This window comes from Bradyrhizobium sp. SZCCHNR1043 (genome assembly GCF_032489675.1).
GTDB lineage: Bacteria > Pseudomonadota > Alphaproteobacteria > Rhizobiales > Xanthobacteraceae > Bradyrhizobium.
The window spans coordinates 134,455-150,698 of sequence record NZ_JAUEYN010000014.1 but is presented as its reverse complement, the minus strand read 5'-3'; the positions used below and the strand labels follow the sequence as shown (position 1 = coordinate 150,698).

The window sequence follows — 16,244 nt, the reverse complement described above, 5'->3', positions numbered from 1 at the left end:
AGACACCCTTTGATATAACTCATGTTTCTTCGCCCACAATCAAGCCAGGCTCAGCGACAAAAACAGCAATATTCGCGGCCCGGTGGGCCAAATCCCATTTACGGTGGGCTGTCACTTGCGACGCACTTCCCTTATCTTGGCACATCACGAGGGGGACGCCCCTCTTGAGTTGAAATTTACGCCCCATTCGGAACCTGCGTTGCCATGACCGACCTCGCCACCGCCATCGCCGACGGCCACACCGCGATTCCCAGGCCGAAGATCTCGTTCGAGTTCTTTCCGCCGAAGACCGAGGAGATGGACCGGACGCTGTGGGCCTCGATCGAGCGCCTCGCGCCGCTGGAGCCGAGCTTCGTCTCGGTGACCTATGGTGCCGGCGGCTCGACCCGCGAGCGCACCCACGCCACCATCGCGCGCATCCTGAAAGAGACCGCGCTGCTGCCGGCGGCCCATCTCACCTGTGTCGGCGCCTCGCGCCGGGAGATCGACGAGGTCGTCGACCGCTATCATGAGGTCGGCGTCCGCCACATCGTAGCACTTCGCGGCGATCCGCCCGGCGGCATCGGCACGCCCTACTCCACCCGTGCCGACGGCTACCAGACCTCGCCCGAACTTATCGCCGGCATCAAGAAGCGCCACCCCGACATCGAGATCTCGGTCTCGGCTTATCCGGAGAAGCACCCCGAGAGCCGCGACTTCGACGCCGACATCGACATGCTCAAGGCCAAGGTCGACGCCGGCGCCACCCGCGCCATCACCCAGGTGTTCTTCGACAACGACCTCTACTTCCGCTACCTCGACCGTGTCCGCGCCCGCGGCATCGACATTCCGATCGTGCCAGGGATCATGCCGATGCACAATTTCAAGCAGGCGCGCGGCTTCGTCACCCGCGCCGGCACCACGGTGCCGCACTGGCTGGCCGAAAAATTCGACGGTCTCGACGACGATCCAGAGACCCGCAAGCTGGTCGCGGCGACCGTCGCCGCGGGCCAGGTGCAAAAGCTCGCCAAGCATGGCGTCGACACCTTCCATTTCTACACCATGAACCGCGCCGACCTCGTGTTCGCGATCAGCCATCTGCTCGGCATCCGTCCGAAGTCCGCCAACAAGGCTGCTGCCTGATGCCCGCCCCCGTATCCCCAGCGCGTACCGCCTTCCTTGCCGCTGCAGCCAAGCGCATCCTGATTCTCGACGGCGCCATGGGCACGATGATCCAGGCGCTGCAGCTCGACGAGGCCGCGTTCCGCAGCGAGCGGTTCAAGGACTTCCATCGCGACCTCCGCGGCAACAACGATCTCTTGATCCTCACCCAGCCCGAAGCGATCGAGGACATCCACGCGCAATATCTGCGCGCCGGGGCCGACATCGTCGCCACCAACACCTTCTCGGCGACATCGATCGCGCAGGCCGACTACGACCTGTCCGACATCATCTACGAGCTCAACCGCGAGGGCGCCCGGCTCGCCCGCAATGCGGCCACGCGTGTTGCGGCCGAGGACGGCAAACAGCGCTTCGTCGCCGGCGCGATGGGCCCGACCAACCGCACCGCCTCGATCTCGCCTGACGTGTCCAATCCCGGCTACCGCGCCGTGACCTTCGACGATCTCAGGCTTGCCTATGGCGAGCAGGCGCGCGGTCTCCTTGACGGCGGCGCCGACATCCTGCTGCTCGAGACCATCTTCGACACGCTCAACGCCAAGGCGGCGCTGTACGCCATCGCCGAGCTCTGCGAGGAGCGCGGCGTCGACGTGCCCGTCATGATCTCGGGCACCATCACCGACAAGTCCGGCCGCCTGCTCTCGGGCCAGATGCCGGAGGCGTTCTGGAATTCGGTCCGCCACGCGAAACCGCTGACCATCGGCTTCAACTGTGCGCTCGGCGCCGAGGATCTGCGCGCCCATGTCGCCGACATCGGCCGCGTCGCGGATACCTTGGTCTGCGCCTATCCCAATGCCGGCCTGCCCAACGAGTTCGGCCAGTATGACGAGACGCCGGCCTATATGGCGCGGCTGATCGGCGAGTTCGCGAGCGCCGGCCTCGTCAACATCGTCGGCGGCTGCTGCGGCACCACGCCGGACCATATCGCCGCGATCGCCGCCGCGGTGGCCCCGCACAAGCCGCGCGCCGTGCCGGAGATCGCGCCGCGGCTGCGGCTGTCGGGCCTGGAGCCGTTCGAGCTGACGCCCGCCATTCCGTTCGTCAACGTCGGCGAACGCACCAACGTCACGGGCTCCGCCAAATTCCGCAAGCTGATCACCGCCGGCGACTACACGGCTGCACTGCAGGTCGCGCGCGACCAGGTCGAGAACGGCGCCCAGGTCATCGACGTCAACATGGACGAGGGCCTGCTGGATTCGGAAGCCGCGATGCGGACCTTCCTCAACCTCGTCGCTGCCGAGCCGGACATCGCCCGCGTTCCCGTGATGGTCGATTCCTCGAAATTCCACGTCATCGAGGCCGGCCTGAAATGCGTGCAGGGCAAGCCGGTGGTGAACTCGATCTCGCTCAAGGAAGGCGAGGAGAAGTTCATCCACGAAGCGAAGATCGCGCGCCGGCATGGTGCCGCTGTCGTCGTGATGGCGTTCGACGAGACCGGCCAGGCCGACACCTACAAGCGCAAGACCGAGATCTGCGCCCGCGCCTACAAGATCCTGGTCGAGCAGATCGGCTTCCCGCCCGAGGACATCATCTTCGACCCGAACATCTTCGCGATCGCGACCGGACTTGAGGAACACAACAATTACGGCGTCGACTTCATCGAAGCGACACGTTGGATCCGGCAGAACCTGCCGCATGCGCATGTCTCGGGCGGCGTGTCCAATCTCTCCTTCTCGTTCCGCGGCAATGAGCCGGTGCGCGAGGCGATGCACTCGGTGTTCCTGTATCACGCCATCAAGGCGGGCATGGACATGGGCATCGTCAATGCCGGCCAGATGATCGTCTATGACGACATCGATCCCGAGCTGCGCCAGGTGTGCGAGGACGTCGTGCTGAACCGCGACCCCGGCGCGTCCGAGCGGCTGCTGGCGCTGGCCGAGAAATTCCGTGGCCAGGGCAAGCAGACCAAGGAGGCCGATCTCGCCTGGCGCGAATGGCCGGTCGGCAAGCGGCTGAGCCACGCGCTGGTGCATGGGATCACCGAGTTCATCGAGCAGGACACCGAGGAAGCCCGAGCCGCCTCGACGCGGCCGCTCGACGTCATCGAAGGCCCGCTGATGGCCGGCATGAACGTGGTCGGCGACCTCTTCGGCGACGGCAAGATGTTCCTGCCGCAGGTCGTGAAGTCCGCACGCGTGATGAAGCAGGCGGTGGCCTATCTGATGCCGTTCATGGAGGCCGAGAAGGCCGCCAACAAGGGCCGCGCCAACGAGCGCTCCAACGCCGGCAAGATCGTGCTCGCGACCGTCAAGGGCGACGTCCACGACATCGGCAAGAACATCGTCGGCATCGTGCTCCAGTGCAACAATTTCGAGGTCATCGACCTCGGCGTCATGGTGCCCGCCGCCAAGATCATCGAGACCGCCAAGGCCGAGAACGCCGACATCGTCGGGCTCTCCGGCCTGATCACGCCGTCGCTCGACGAGATGGCGTATCTCGCCTCGGAGATGGAGCGCCAGGGCCTGAACGTGCCGCTCCTGATCGGCGGCGCCACGACGAGCCGCGTCCACACCGCGGTCAAGATCGATCCGAACTACCGGAATGGCCCGGTCGTTCACGTCAACGACGCCAGCCGCGCCGTCGGCGTCGCCTCCTCGCTGCTGTCGCCGGAGCGCAAGGATACCTACGCCACGGAGGTTCGCAGCGAGTATCAGAAGATCGCCGCTGCGCATCTGCGCGGCCAGGCCGACAAGAAGCGGCTGAAGCTCGCGGACGCGCGCGCCAACGCGCCGAAGATCGACTTCGCCAAGGCGAAGCCGGTGAAGCCGACCTTCCTCGGCGTCAAGACCTTCGTTGATTACGACCTCGCCGAGCTGGTGCCCTATATCGACTGGACGCCGTTCTTCCAGACCTGGGAGCTCGCCGGCCGTTTCCCTGCGATTCTCGACGACGCCAAGGTCGGCGAAGCCGCACGGGCGCTCTATGACGACGCGCTGAAGATGCTGAAGCGCATCGTCGCCGAGAAGTGGTTCACGGCGCGCGCCGCGATCGGCTTCTGGCCGGCCAATGCCAAGGGCGACGACATCGTGCTCTATGCCGACGACAGCCGCACCACGGCGGTCGCGACCCTGCACACCCTGCGCCAGCAGCTCGAGAAGCGCGAGGGTCGCTTCAACACCGCACTCTCCGACTTCATCGCGCCTGTGGGTTCCGGCGTGCCGGACTATGTCGGCGGCTTCGTCGTCACGACAGGCCTCGGCGAGGATGCCGTCGCCGACCGCTTCAAGAACGCCAATGACGACTACTCCTCGATCCTGGTGAAGGCGCTGGCCGACCGGCTCGCCGAGGCGTTCGCCGAGCGCCTGCATGCCCGCGTCCGCCGCGAGTTCTGGGCCTACGCTCCGGACGAGGCGCTCTCACCAGACGATCTGATCCTGGAGAAGTATCACGGCATCCGTCCCGCGCCCGGCTATCCGGCGCAGCCCGACCACACCGAGAAGGCGACCTTGTTCGAGCTGCTCGACGCCGAGAAGAATGCCGGCGTGCGGCTGACCGAAAGCTTTGCGATGTGGCCGGGCTCGTCGGTGTCGGGCCTCTATTTCGCCTCGCCGGAGAGCTTCTATTTCGGCGTCGGCAAGATCGAGCGCGACCAGGTCGAGGACTACGCCGCGCGCAAGGGCATGACCGTCGCCGAAGCCGAGCGCTGGCTGGCGCCGATCCTGAACTACATTCCGGCAAGGAGTGGACAGCAGGCGGACGCGGCAGCGCGCGCCGTCGCTTCGCCCGCTCCGGCCAACGACGCCGCACCCGCCGAGCTCGCGAGCCATCCGGTGGGCTGCACCTGTGCCGTTCATCTCGCCTGGCGCAAGAAGGCGGTCGGCGCAAAGTAGCCGGCGCGCAGTCTCCCACCCCAAACTGTCGTCCCGGCCTCGCGCCGGGACCCATACCGCGTGATGCATCTGTCGGCCGCCGTGGTCGATACCGAGCGCACGACACCTCCCTGTGGTTATGGATCCCGGCGTTCGCCGGGACGACACCAGTTATGGCGGACCGCCGTCGCCTCCCATATGCGTTCGCAGGGGCAGCACCGCATGTGACCCCTCCCCGTGTCCCCCGCGCCACGGCCGCCGCGAATGACAAAGCGCCACAGCCGGCGCCATGCGATGCAGCGTGGACTTATCCCCGCTAACCGGCTGAAATGCCGCCGGGGCCTCCGGGTGGTTTTTCGTTCATGTCGTTGCAGTTCAGGCTTGCGTCCCGAAACCTGTTCCATGACAGGCTTCGTTTCATTGCCACCATCATCGGCATCATCTTCTCGATCGTGCTGGTGACCGTGCAGATGGGCCTCTATGTCGGCTTCCGCCGCATGGTCACGACCATGATCGACCATTCCCCGGCCGAGCTGTGGATCATGCCGGTCGGCACCAAATGCTTCGAGGATCCCTCGCTGCTCGACGAGCGGCAGCGGTTCCGGGCGCTGGCGGTTCCTGGAGTGGCGGAGGCGACGCCGCTGGTGATCGGCTATGCGCAATGGCGGCTGCCGCAGGGCACCACGACGCCGGTCTTCGTGGTCGGCTCGGAGCTGCGCGGGCTCGGGCTGCATCCCTGGAACGTGGTGGAGGGACGGCTGGACGACCTGTCCGTGCCGGGCGCGGTCGCCATCGACCAGACCTATTTCGAGCGGCTCGGCGTCGGCGGCGCCGGCCAGGCTGCGGAGCTCCGCGACCAGAAGGTGCAGGTGATGGCTGTCACCAAAGGCATCCGCTCGTTCACGACAACGCCTTACGTGTTCACCGACGTCGACCGCGCCCGCGCCTATACCGGCATCGCCTCGAACAAGGCGTCCTATCTGGTGGTCAAGCTGGCGGCCGAGGCCGACCTCTGGACCGTGCAGCGGGCGCTGCGCGACAGCCTGTCCAATGTCGAGGTGCTGACCGCAGCCGAGTTCGCGAGCCGCAGCCGCTCGTTCTGGCTGTTCGGCACCGGCGCCGGTGCCGCGCTGTTCGCCGGCGCCCTGCTCGGCCTCATCGTCGGCACCGTGATCGTGGCGCAGACGCTCTATTCCAGCACCAAGGATCACATCAACGAGTTCGCGACCCTGCGCGCGATCGGCTCGTCCAGCCGCTACATCTACACCGTCATCATCTGGCAGGCGCTGCTCAGCGCCATCGTCGGCTTCGCCGGCGCTGCGGCGATCGGCAAGATCGTGGCGGCGGCGACCGCGGAATCGGCGCTGCCGGTCATCATGACACCAACGCTGACGGTCGCGCTGTTCGTGCTGACGGTGACGATGTGCGTCGGCTCGGCGATCGCGGCGATCCTCAAGGTCATGCGCATCGACCCGACCCTGGTATTCTCGCGATGACCGACACCGTGCTCGAGGCCACCGATCTCGTGCATCACCTCGGCCAGGGGGCCGGCAGGGTGCAGGCACTGAAGGGCGTGAGCCTGTCGCTGAAGGGCGGCGAGCTGGCGCTGCTGATGGGCCCCTCGGGCAGCGGCAAGACGACGCTGCTGTCGATCCTGGGTTGCCTGATGACGCCGGATGGCGGTGCCGTGCGGGTTGCCAACCAGCCGGTCGCGGGGCTCGATCCCGAGGCGCTGGCGAAGCTGCGCCGCGAGCGCATCGGCTTCATCTTCCAATCCTATCATCTGTTTCCGACGCTGAACGCCGAGGACAATGTGCGGCTCGCGCTCGATGTGCGCAGCGAACGCGCGGGGTCTGCGAAGAAGGCGGCGCGCGAGGTGCTCGACAGGGTCGGCCTCGGTCCGAAGAAGCGGTCGTTCCCGCGCGAGCTCTCGGGCGGCGAGCAGCAGCGCGTCGCGATCGCCCGCGCCATCGTCGGCAAAGCGCAGGTCATTCTCGCCGACGAGCCGACCGGCGCGCTCGATACGGCCAATGGCCATGCGATCATGACCCTGCTCGCGGACATCGCCAAGGATCCCTCACGCGCAGTGCTGGTGGTCACGCACGATCCGCGCATCCTGCCGTTCGCCAATCGCGTCATTCACATCGAGGACGGCCGCATCGTCCGCGAGGAGAGCGGCGGCGAGTCCATGAAGAAAGTCTCGCACGCATGATATCGGGAATTCCAGAACGCGCTCACCTGCTCGGGCTCGTCGCAGCGGCCGCACTTGCTATCACCGTCACGCCGACCTCGATTCCACCGACAGCGCGCGCCGCCAATGCCCAGGAGGAACGCTGGCTGGCCGTCGCGCCCGGCCGGGTCGAGCCGGCATCCGGCCTGATCAAGCTCGGCGCCCCCGTGGTCGGGCCGATCCAGGAGGTGCTGGTCAAGCCGAACGAGACCGTGTTCACCGGCCAGGCCCTGGTGCGGCTCGGCGACGCCGAAGCCCGCGCGCAGCTCGCCAGCGCCGAGGCGCAGGTCGCGATGCGCAAGCGCGTGCGCAACAAGGAGTCGACACCGTCTGGCGCGGGTCCGCGGCGCCGGGCCGAAGACGGCGTCGCCGACGCGCAGGCGGCCGTGTTCGACGCGCGTGCTGCGCTCGACAAGGCGGTGGCCGAGCGGCGCGCAGGGCACGGCGCCGATGCCGATGTCGACACCGCACGCACGCAACTGACAGTCGCGCAGGCGAAGCTGGAGCAGCAGGCCGACGAGCTGCGCAAGGTCACCGCTGATGCGCCACTGCCGATCAGCGCCGAGGGCCAGCTCAACGTCGCCCGCAGCGAACTGCAGGGCGCCCGCGCCACGTTGGAAAAGCTCACCATCCGCGCACCGCTCGACGGCACGGTGCTGCAGGTCAATGCGCGCACCGGCGAGATCGCCTCGCCGCAGGCGACCCAGCCGATGGTGCTGCTCGGCGACACGTCGTCGCTGCGCGTGCGCGCCGAGCTCGACCAGCGCGACCTTGACAAAATCAAGGTCGGCCAGCAGGCCGTGGTCCGCTCCGACGCCTTCCGCGGCCGCGACGTCGCCGGCAAGGTCGCCGCCATCGCCCCCCTGGTCGAGAGCAGCCGCGCTGCTGCGCTCAGCCAGCGCAACATGACCGATGTCGATGTCGTCGAGGTGCTGGTCGATCTGGCCGAGCCGGGCCCGTTCGCGGTGGGCATGAAGGTGGACGTGTATTTCCGGCCGTGAGGGGCGCGCCGTGCGGCCCACGCCTCGCGCGCTGCTGCCCACCCTCCCCTGGAGGAGGAGGGTCGCTCGCACGCGCAGCGGGCGTGCGGGGTGGGGTGAAGCCACGAGCACTGCTGCTGATGGAGAGATCACCCCACCGCGCCTCACGTTTCGCTTCGCTCATCGTGAGGCGACCCTCCCCCTCCAGGGGAGGGTGAGCACCGAGCAAGCGGCACGGTCTGACGTCTCGATGGACTCCATCAATCCCCGCTCGGCGGGGCCAGCGGCTGGACGATCTCCTGGAATGGCGGCAGCGCCTCGCACCTTGCGGCATGCGCGGCCAGCGCCGGATAGCGCGTGGCGTCGAACAGATGCGGATGCGCCTCGCGTGTGAAGCGCAGCACGCAGGCGACGGCAATGTCGGCATGGCCGATTCGCTCGCCATACCAGTAGTCTGTCGTGATTGCGGCGCGCTCCGCCTCTAGCATCGCCAGCACGCCCGAGATCTGCGTCTCGCAACGCGCGACCCACAGGGCCAGGCGGTCCTTGCGCAGCACGCGCTCATAGATCAGGCTGACGGCCTTGTCGCCCAAGCCAGTCGCGAGCGCGATCGTATGCAGCTGCCTGCGGCGCAGCGCGCCGCTCCGCGCCAGCATCGCGCGCTCGGGCCCGACGGTCTCGTCGAGATGGTCGAGGATCGCGACCGAATCGATCAGCGCCTCGCCGTCGTCGAGCACCAGCACCGGCACGCGCAGCAGCGGATTGTACGGCGCGATCTTGTCGGCATCGCCGAAGGTCGACCACGGCTTGTGCTCGAACGGCAGGCTGTAGAGCCTGAGCGCAATCGCGGTGCGACGGACGAAAGGCGAGTCGTATTGGCCGATCAGGAACATCGGTTATCCTCCTGTGCGGCGCATTGAAGCGCCGTTCGGCGCCGTTGTCAGCTCCCATGTTCAGGCGAGCAGCGGCACATGCGGTGCGACATCGCACGGCAGCGTGCCGTCGAGGCGCGGATCGGGGGCGATCTCGATCTGGCGGCGATAGGGCCGGAAGCCGGAGCGCTGGTAGAAGGCGAGCGCGCGCGGATGATCGAAGCTGCAGGTGTGGACCCAGAGCCGCGTCAGCGGCTGCGCCCAGGCGCGGCGCAGTGCGTGATTCATCAGCAGGCGGCCGGCGCTGGTGCCGATCAGCTTCGACGTGACGCCGAACAGCACCAGCTCGCAATCGTTCTTGGTGCGGAAGTCGAGCTCCAGCAGGCCCTCGTCGCCGCCATCATGGACGAGCGTGTAGATCTCGACTCCGTCAGCGCGAATCGTCTTGGCAAGCTCCGCATCGCTCATACGCGTGCGCTGCGACCACAGCCACTCCCAGCCGACGCGGGCATAGAGGTCGCGGTACCAAGCGAGATCGGGCTGCGCGACGCGGCGAATGCTCCAGTCGCCGATCGGATCGGGCGGCAGCACTGGCGGTGCCAGCATTTCCAACGAGGTCACCACGGCCGCGACCTTGCCGGGTGGGACGTCGAAATATCCGTCGGGAATGGTCACTCTAGACGACCTGATTGAAGAGTGATCGGCAACTTGCTTACCCCGGACGTAATTGGAACCGCACAGCGGTCCCGGCATGGTCGGCGCATTCAACATCAGGAGCCATGCCCATGCAACGACGAGACGTGCTGCTGACCGCGGCAGCAGCCAGCTTCGCGGCGACGGGAGCGAGCCTCGCCGCCGCACCGACCGCGGCGCGCCCGCGTATCCGCTGCAGCGACGGCGTGACGCTCTATCACGAGGAGTGGGGCAGCGGCCGGCCGGTGCTGTTCGTACATGCCTGGGCGCTGACCAGCGCGATGTGGACCTACCAGATCTCCGATCTCAGCCAGCGCGGGCTGCGCTGCATTGCCTTCGACCGCCGCGGCCATGGACGCTCCGACGTGCCGGGCAGCGGCTACGAGCTCGACCGCCTGGCCGACGACATCGCCGAGGTCATCGCGCAGCTCGACCTTGATGACGTCGCGCTGGTCGGCATGTCCATGGGCTGCAACGAGATCCTCAACTACGTCGCGCGGCACGGCACGGGACGCATCTCGCGCATCGCGATGCTCGGACCGACGACGCCGTTTCCGCTGCAGACCGCGGACAATGCGCTCGGCGCGCCCCACGGCTATTTCGAGCAGTGCTGGGCCGCGTGGCAGAGCGACTTTCCGAAATGGATCGAGGACAACAAGCTGCCGTTCTTCACGAAGGACGCCTCGCCGCAGATGATGGAATGGGTCGCGGCGATGATGCGCCAGATGCCCATTCCCGTCGCGGTCGCCACCAACCGCGCGCTGATCGCGACCGACCTGCGGCCGGTGCTTGCGAAGATCGACCGTCCCGTGCTGATCCTGCACGGCGACAAGGACGTCTCGGCGCCGCTCGACATGACGGGACGGCCGACCGCCAAGGGCATCAAGGGCGCCGAGCTGAAGGTCTATCCCGGCGGCCCGCATGGGCTGTTCGTGACCCACATGAAGCAGGTCAATGCCGACCTTGCTGCGTTCCTGGCTTAGCTGCTGTGGGACGTGAGCGTCCTACTCGCCCTCGTCGCTCGCCAGCACGCCCTTCACGGCGCGCGCCCAGCCGGCGAGCTTGCGCTGCCGGGTCGCCGCGCTCATCGCCGGCCGGAAGCGGTGCTCGAGCCGCCAATTGTCGGCGAACTTCTCCGGCTCCGGATAGACGCCCGCATTCAGGCCGGCGAGATAGGCGGCGCCGAGCGCGGTGGTCTCCTGGATCATGGGACGGTCGACCGGTGCGTCGAGCAGGTCGGCGAGACGCTGCATGGTCCAGTCCGAGGCGGTCATGCCGCCATCGACGCGCAGCACGATCGTGGCCGCGGACGCATCGGGCCAGTCGGCGCGCATCGCCGCCCACAGATCGTAGGTCTGATAGCAGACGCTTTCCAGCGTCGCATGCGCGAGCTCGGCCGGGCCGGTGTTGCGGGTCAAGCCGAACAGCGCGCCGCGCACGCGCGGATTCCAATACGGCGCGCCAAGGCCGACGAAGGCGGGCACCAGATAGACCGACTGCATGGAGTCGGACTTGTCGGCGAGCGGGCCGGTCTCGGCGGCATGCTTGATGATGCCGAGCCCGTCGCGCAGCCATTGCACCGCCGAGCCGGCGACGAAGATCGAGCCTTCGAGCGCGTAGGTGCGGACGCCACCCAACTGATAGGCGATGGTCGTCAGCAGCTTGTTGTTCGACTTCACCGGCGTGGCGCCGGTGTTGAGCAGCGCGAAGCAGCCGGTGCCATAGGTCGACTTCATCATGCCCGCCGTGAAGCAGGCTTGTCCGATCGTCGCGGCCTGCTGGTCGCCGGCAATGCCCGCGACCTTGATCGGACCGCCGAACAGGTCGGGCGTGGTGGTGCCGAAATCGGCGGAGGAGTCCTTCACCTCGGGCAGCATCGAGCGCGGCACGCGCAGCAGCTTCAACAGCGTCTCGTCCCACTGCCCGGTGTGGATGTTGAACAGCAGCGTGCGCGACGCGTTGGTGGCGTCGGTGGCGTGCACCTTGCCGCCGGTCAGGCGCCACAGCAGGTAGCAGTCGACGGTGCCGAACATCAGCTCGCCGCGGTCCGCCCGCTCGCGCGCGCCCGGCACGTGGTCGAGAATCCAGGCGACCTTGGTGCCGGAGAAATAGGGATCGATGATCAGGCCGGTTTTGGCGCTGACATCCGGCTCATGGCCGTCCGCCTTGAGCCGCGCGCAGATGTCGGCGGTGCGGCGGTCCTGCCAGACGATGGCGCGGTGCACCGCCTGGCCGGTGGCGCGGTCCCATACCACGGTGGTCTCGCGCTGGTTGGTGATGCCGATCGCGGCGATGTCCTTTGCAGCTAGGCCCGCCTTTGTCAGCGCGTCGCGGCAGGTCATCACGGTCGAGGTCCAGATGTCCTCCGGCTCGTGCTCGACCCAGCCCGACGCCGGGAAATGCTGCGGGAATTCCTGCTGCGCCACCGCGGCGATCGAGATGTCGGAGCGGAACACGATCGCGCGCGAGGACGTGGTGCCCTGATCGATGGCCAGCACGAAGGACATGGAGTTTCTTCCCGGGAGGTTGACGACGTTGGGTCGACAAGCAAGCGGATCAGGCGGGCGAGGTCAAGGTGGAGCGGCACGTGCCCTGTCCACCCTCCCCTGGAGGGGGAGGGTCGATCGACCGCGCAGCGGGCGAGCGGGGTGGGGTGAGGCCACGGATGCTGGTGCTTGTGGAGAGATCACCCCACCCCGCCTCACGTCTCGCTTCGCTCGTCGTGAGGCGACCCTCCCCCTCCAGGGGAGGGTGAAGAAATCGATCGCTGCTGCTCGGTTAGGTAGGAGCCCGCTACACCGCCGCCGTGGTCACACCGCCATCCACGACGATGGTCTGGCCGGTCATGAAGGTCGACGCATCCGAAGCGAGGTAGGCGACCGCGCCGGCGATCTCGTGTGGCTCACCGATGCGGCGGAGCGGGGTGGTGGCGCAGCGCTGTTTCAGGCGGGCTTCGTCCTCCCACAGCGCGCGGGCGAAGTCGGTCTTGATCAGGCCGGGCGCGACGCAATTGATGCGGACACCCTGCGGGCCCCATTCGCCGGCGAGACTGCGGCACAGCGCAAAGTCGGCAGCCTTGGAGATGCCGTAGGCGCCGATCACGGTCGAGCCGCGCAGGCCGCCGATCGAGGAGACGATGATGACCGAGCCCTTGCCGCGCGCGGCCATCGGCGGGATCGCCTTGGCGCAGAGCCAGAGGTTGCTCTTCACGTTGGAGGCCATGATCTTGTCGAAGGCCTCGTCGGTGATGTCGAGCAGCGGACCGTAATACGGGTTCACCGCCGCGTTGCAGACGAGGATGTCGACCTGGCCGTAATGCGTCACGGCGCCGTCGATCAGCGCATCGACTTCGGCGCGACGCGAGATGTTGCAGGGGATGACATGGGCGTCGCCGCCGTTGGCGCGGATGCCGCTCGCGACCTCCTCGCAGGCGTCAAGCTTGCGGCTGGAGATCACCACCTTGGCGCCGAGCTGCGCGAGCAGCTCCGCCGAGGCGCGGCCGATGCCGCGGCTGGAGCCGGTGACGACGGCGACCTGTCCGGTGAGGTCGAAGGGATTGGGGGTCATATCTGCTTCCTCCGCGTCATTGCGAGGAGTGAAGCGACGAAGCAATCCAGAGTTGCGCGTGACGCCCTGGATTGCTTCGCTCCGCTCGCAATGACGGCTCGACGATCAAATTGCTCCGGAGCCAGTCGACGCCGGCAACGTAGCTCTCTCAAATCCGTCATGCGCGGGCTTGACCCGCCTGCGGGGCCGAAGCCCCTTCGGCGCGGCGAAGGCCCGCGCATCCATCTCAGAGAGCGATGGGTTGCCGGGGCAAGCCCGGCAACGACGCATTCGCTTAGATCAACCCGCCGGCCTCGCTGACGCGGCGCATGTGGTAGTCGGTGTCGCCGAACGTCGTCTCGATCATCGACAGCCGCTTGAAGTAGTGGCCGATCTTGGCCTCCATGGTCATGCCGATGCCGCCATGGAGTTGGATCGACTGCTGGCCGACGAACTTGGCCGATTTGCCGATCTGGACCTTGGCTGCGGCAATCGATGTGGTGCGCTCCTTGGCGTCGTCGAACTCGGCGGCCATGGTCGCGAACATCGACATCGAGCGGGCCTGCTCCAGCGCGACGAACATGTCGGAGGCGCGGTGCTGCAGCGACTGGAACGAGCCGATCGCGACGCCGAACTGCTTGCGCGTCTTGATGTACTCGACCGTGGTCTTGAGCGACTCGTCCATCAGGCCGACGGCTTCCGCGCACAGCGCGATGCGGGCTTCGTCGACGACGCGCTCGATCAGCGGCAGGCCGTTGGCGGAATCGCCGATCACGGCGTCAGCCCCCACTTCCACGCCGGTGAAGGTGATGTCGGCCGCGTGCAGGCCGTCCTGCGTCGGATAGCCCTTGCGGGTGACGCCCTTGGCATCCGCCGGCACGATGAACACGCCGATGCCGGACTTGTCGCGCTGGCCGCCCGAGGTGCGCGCGGTCACGATCAGGGTGTCGGCGTTCTCGCCGTTGAGGACGACGAACTTTTCGCCGTCGATGACATAGCCGTCGCCCTTCTTCTTCGCCGAGGCGGCGACATCGAACAGGTCGTAGCGCGACTGCTTCTCGAGCTGGGCGAAGGCGAACGTCTTGCTGCCGTCGATGATGCCGGGAAGATGCGCCGCCTTCTGCGCTGCCGAGGCTCCATGACGCAGGAAGCCGCCAGCGAGCACCACGGTCGCCAGATACGGCTCGAGCACCAGCGCGCGGCCCATCGCCTCCATCACGATCATGGTCTCGACACCGCCGGCGCCGAAGCCGCCATCGTCCTCGGAGAACGGCAGACCGAGCAGGCCCTGCTCGGCGAGCTTGGACCACATCGCCTGGCTCCAGCCGCCCTTCTCCTTCATGTAAAGCTTGCGCTTGTCGAAATCATAGGCATCCGCCAGCAGGCCGTCGATGCTGTCCTTGAGGAGGCGTTGCTCCTCGGTGAGATCAAAATCCATTGGTTGACTCTCCAGTATCCCCATTCTCCGTCATGCCCGCGCTTGTCGCGGGCATCCACGTCGTGCCGTTATGCGGGCGGCGTGGATGGCCGGGTCAAGCCCGGCCATGACAGCGTGCGTCGTCGAGGCGCTGCGGCTCACATGTCAGAGCCCCAGCACCGCCTTGGCGATGATGTTGCGCTGGATCTCGTTGGAGCCGCCGTAGATCGAGACCTTGCGGTTGTTGAAGTAGCTCGGCGCGATCTGGGCGGTCCAATCCATGGTCTCGTTGCTGTCGTCGTCGCCGTGCACGTCATACGGCGCGGCGAACGGGCCGATCACCTCCATCAGCAGCTCGGTCGTGGTCTGCTGGATCTCGGAGCCCTTGATCTTCAGCACCGAGGACGCCGGATTGGGCTTGCCCTTGCCGTGCTTGCCTTCGTCGGCGACGACGCGCAGCTGCGTCAGCTCCAGCGCCTTGAGCTCGACCTCACACGCCGTGAGCTTCTCGCGGAACGACGGGTCTTCCAGCACGGGACGGCCGCCGGATTCGATCTTGCCGGCGAGCTCCTTGATGCGGCGGATGCGCTCCTTGGAGACGCCGACGCGGGCAATCCCCGTGCGCTCATTGCCGAGCAGGAACTTGGCGTAGTCCCAGCCCTTGTTCTCCTCGCCGATCAGGTTCTCGATGGGCACCTCGACGTCGTCGAAGAACACCTCGTTGACCTCGTGGCCGCCGTCGATGGTCTGGATCGGACGCACCGTCACGCCCTTCGACTTCATGCTGAAGACGATGAAGGAGATGCCCATCTGCTTCTTCGCCGCGGGATCGGTACGGCACAGGCAGAAGATCATGTCGGCGTGCTGAGCCAAGGTGGTCCAGGTCTTCTGGCCGTTGATGATCCACTTGTCGCCGCGGCGCTCGGCCTTGGTCTTCAGCGAGGCGAGGTCGGAGCCCGAGCCCGGCTCGGAGAAGCCCTGGCACCACCAGTCGTCGACATTGGCGATGCGCGGCAGATACTTCTTCTTCTGCTCCTCGTTGCCGAAGGTGTAGATGACGGGGCCAACCATGCTGACGCCGAAGGCGAGCGGCTGCGGCGCTGGATAGGCCTGCAGCTCCTCGTTGAAGATGTAGTGCTGCACGGAGGTCCAGCCGGTGCCGCCATATTCCTCCGGCCAGTGCGAGACACCCCAACCCTTCTTGTTGAGGATGCGCCACCAGGTCACCATCTCGTCCTTCGACAGATGGCGGCCTTCGATCATCTTCCGCCGCGTCTCCGGCGGCACATTGTCCCTGAAGAACTGCCGCACTTCCTCGCGGAACGCCTGCTCTTCCTTCGTAAATGCAAGATCCATCGGATCCTCCCTTTAGGTATTCAAATCGACCTGCGGTCAGTTCGTCTTGCTCCGCTGTCGTCCCTGCGAACGCAGGGACCCATATCCACCGGCGGACGTTGGAGGCAAAGGCGTCTGCCAGAATGCCTCAAGCGATATCACGCGGTATGGGTCCCGGGTCTGCACTTGCGAGCGCTCGCGCGC

12 protein-coding genes are annotated in these 16,244 nt (G+C 66.9%); 6 read left to right on the top strand and 6 right to left on the bottom strand.

The annotated features are described in order from the left end of the window. Window positions 1-204: 204 nt before the first annotated feature. From metF to QX039_RS24390, 5 genes are all read left to right on the top strand, one after another. Entirely contained in the window at window positions 205-1,122 is a 918-nt protein-coding gene (gene metF, locus QX039_RS24410; protein WP_315772623.1) for a methylenetetrahydrofolate reductase [NAD(P)H], read from the top strand. Beyond that, window positions 1,122-4,988, top strand: a complete 3,867-nt coding sequence (gene metH / locus QX039_RS24405) for a methionine synthase (protein ID WP_315772625.1) — start codon at window positions 1,122-1,124, stop codon at window positions 4,986-4,988. Before metF ends, metH begins: the two co-directional genes overlap by 1 nt. A 341-nt stretch (window positions 4,989-5,329) precedes the next feature. Further along, window positions 5,330-6,463 (top strand): ABC transporter permease, encoded by a 1,134-nt coding sequence (locus tag QX039_RS24400; RefSeq protein ID WP_315734668.1) that lies wholly within the window; start codon window positions 5,330-5,332, stop codon window positions 6,461-6,463. After that, the gene (locus tag QX039_RS24395; RefSeq protein WP_315734670.1) at window positions 6,460-7,179 is read left to right on the top strand and encodes an ABC transporter ATP-binding protein; all 720 of its coding nucleotides are present in this window, start codon (window positions 6,460-6,462) and stop codon (window positions 7,177-7,179) included. Before QX039_RS24400 ends, QX039_RS24395 begins: the two co-directional genes overlap by 4 nt. Beyond that, window positions 7,176-8,198, top strand: coding sequence for an HlyD family secretion protein (locus tag QX039_RS24390; protein ID WP_315734672.1), 1,023 nt, complete (start codon window positions 7,176-7,178; stop codon window positions 8,196-8,198). The genes QX039_RS24395 and QX039_RS24390 overlap by 4 nt, the downstream gene beginning before the upstream one ends. Before the next feature lie 239 nt (window positions 8,199-8,437). On the opposite strand, the gene QX039_RS24385 is transcribed toward QX039_RS24390, so the two are convergent. After that, window positions 8,438-9,070, bottom strand: coding sequence for a glutathione S-transferase family protein (locus QX039_RS24385; protein ID WP_315734674.1), 633 nt, complete (start codon window positions 9,068-9,070; stop codon window positions 8,438-8,440). 60 nt (window positions 9,071-9,130) lie between these two features. Continuing rightward, window positions 9,131-9,724 carry a GNAT family N-acetyltransferase gene (locus tag QX039_RS24380; RefSeq protein WP_315734677.1) on the bottom strand — a complete coding sequence of 198 codons (594 nt, stop codon included), beginning with the start codon at window positions 9,722-9,724 and terminating at the stop codon, window positions 9,131-9,133. 110 nt (window positions 9,725-9,834) lie between these two features. Here QX039_RS24380 and QX039_RS24375 point away from each other — a divergent pair, with 110 nt between their 5' ends. Next, window positions 9,835-10,725: an alpha/beta hydrolase gene (locus tag QX039_RS24375; RefSeq protein ID WP_315734679.1), complete on the top strand. Its 891-nt coding sequence runs from the start codon at window positions 9,835-9,837 to the stop codon at window positions 10,723-10,725. 21 nt (window positions 10,726-10,746) lie between these two features. Here QX039_RS24375 and glpK read toward each other — a convergent pair whose 3' ends face one another. The 4 genes from glpK to pimC form a co-directional block, all read right to left on the bottom strand. Further along, complete coding sequence (gene glpK / locus QX039_RS24370; protein WP_315734681.1) at window positions 10,747-12,249, bottom strand: glycerol kinase GlpK; 1,503 nt, start codon at window positions 12,247-12,249, stop codon at window positions 10,747-10,749. Between the two features lie 286 nt (window positions 12,250-12,535). Next, window positions 12,536-13,309: an SDR family oxidoreductase gene (locus tag QX039_RS24365; protein ID WP_315734683.1), complete on the bottom strand. Its 774-nt coding sequence runs from the start codon at window positions 13,307-13,309 to the stop codon at window positions 12,536-12,538. Between the two features lie 274 nt (window positions 13,310-13,583). Then, window positions 13,584-14,726, bottom strand: coding sequence for a pimeloyl-CoA dehydrogenase small subunit (gene pimD, locus QX039_RS24360; RefSeq protein WP_315734685.1), 1,143 nt, complete (start codon window positions 14,724-14,726; stop codon window positions 13,584-13,586). A 144-nt stretch (window positions 14,727-14,870) separates the two neighbouring features. Continuing rightward, the gene (pimC, locus tag QX039_RS24355) at window positions 14,871-16,061 is read right to left on the bottom strand and encodes a pimeloyl-CoA dehydrogenase large subunit (protein WP_315734688.1); all 1,191 of its coding nucleotides are present in this window, start codon (window positions 16,059-16,061) and stop codon (window positions 14,871-14,873) included. Between the last annotated feature and the right edge of the window lie 183 nt (window positions 16,062-16,244).

Bases quoted from the DNA above. Each gene is read 5' to 3' on its own strand.
- QX039_RS24375 (WP_315734679.1), top strand. From the start codon at position 9,835: ATGCAACGACGAGACGTGCTGCTGACCGCGGCAGCAGCCAGCTTCGCG.
- QX039_RS24365 (WP_315734683.1), bottom strand. From the start codon at position 13,309: ATGACCCCCAATCCCTTCGACCTCACCGGACAGGTCGCCGTCGTCACC.
- QX039_RS24385 (WP_315734674.1), bottom strand. From the start codon at position 9,070: ATGTTCCTGATCGGCCAATACGACTCGCCTTTCGTCCGTCGCACCGCG.
- metF (WP_315772623.1), top strand. From the start codon at position 205: ATGACCGACCTCGCCACCGCCATCGCCGACGGCCACACCGCGATTCCC.
- QX039_RS24400 (WP_315734668.1), top strand. From the start codon at position 5,330: ATGTCGTTGCAGTTCAGGCTTGCGTCCCGAAACCTGTTCCATGACAGG.
- QX039_RS24390 (WP_315734672.1), top strand. From the start codon at position 7,176: ATGATATCGGGAATTCCAGAACGCGCTCACCTGCTCGGGCTCGTCGCA.
- QX039_RS24395 (WP_315734670.1), top strand. From the start codon at position 6,460: ATGACCGACACCGTGCTCGAGGCCACCGATCTCGTGCATCACCTCGGC.
- pimC (WP_315734688.1), bottom strand. From the start codon at position 16,061: ATGGATCTTGCATTTACGAAGGAAGAGCAGGCGTTCCGCGAGGAAGTG.
- metH (WP_315772625.1), top strand. From the start codon at position 1,122: ATGCCCGCCCCCGTATCCCCAGCGCGTACCGCCTTCCTTGCCGCTGCA.
- glpK (WP_315734681.1), bottom strand. From the start codon at position 12,249: ATGTCCTTCGTGCTGGCCATCGATCAGGGCACCACGTCCTCGCGCGCG.
- pimD (WP_315734685.1), bottom strand. From the start codon at position 14,726: ATGGATTTTGATCTCACCGAGGAGCAACGCCTCCTCAAGGACAGCATC.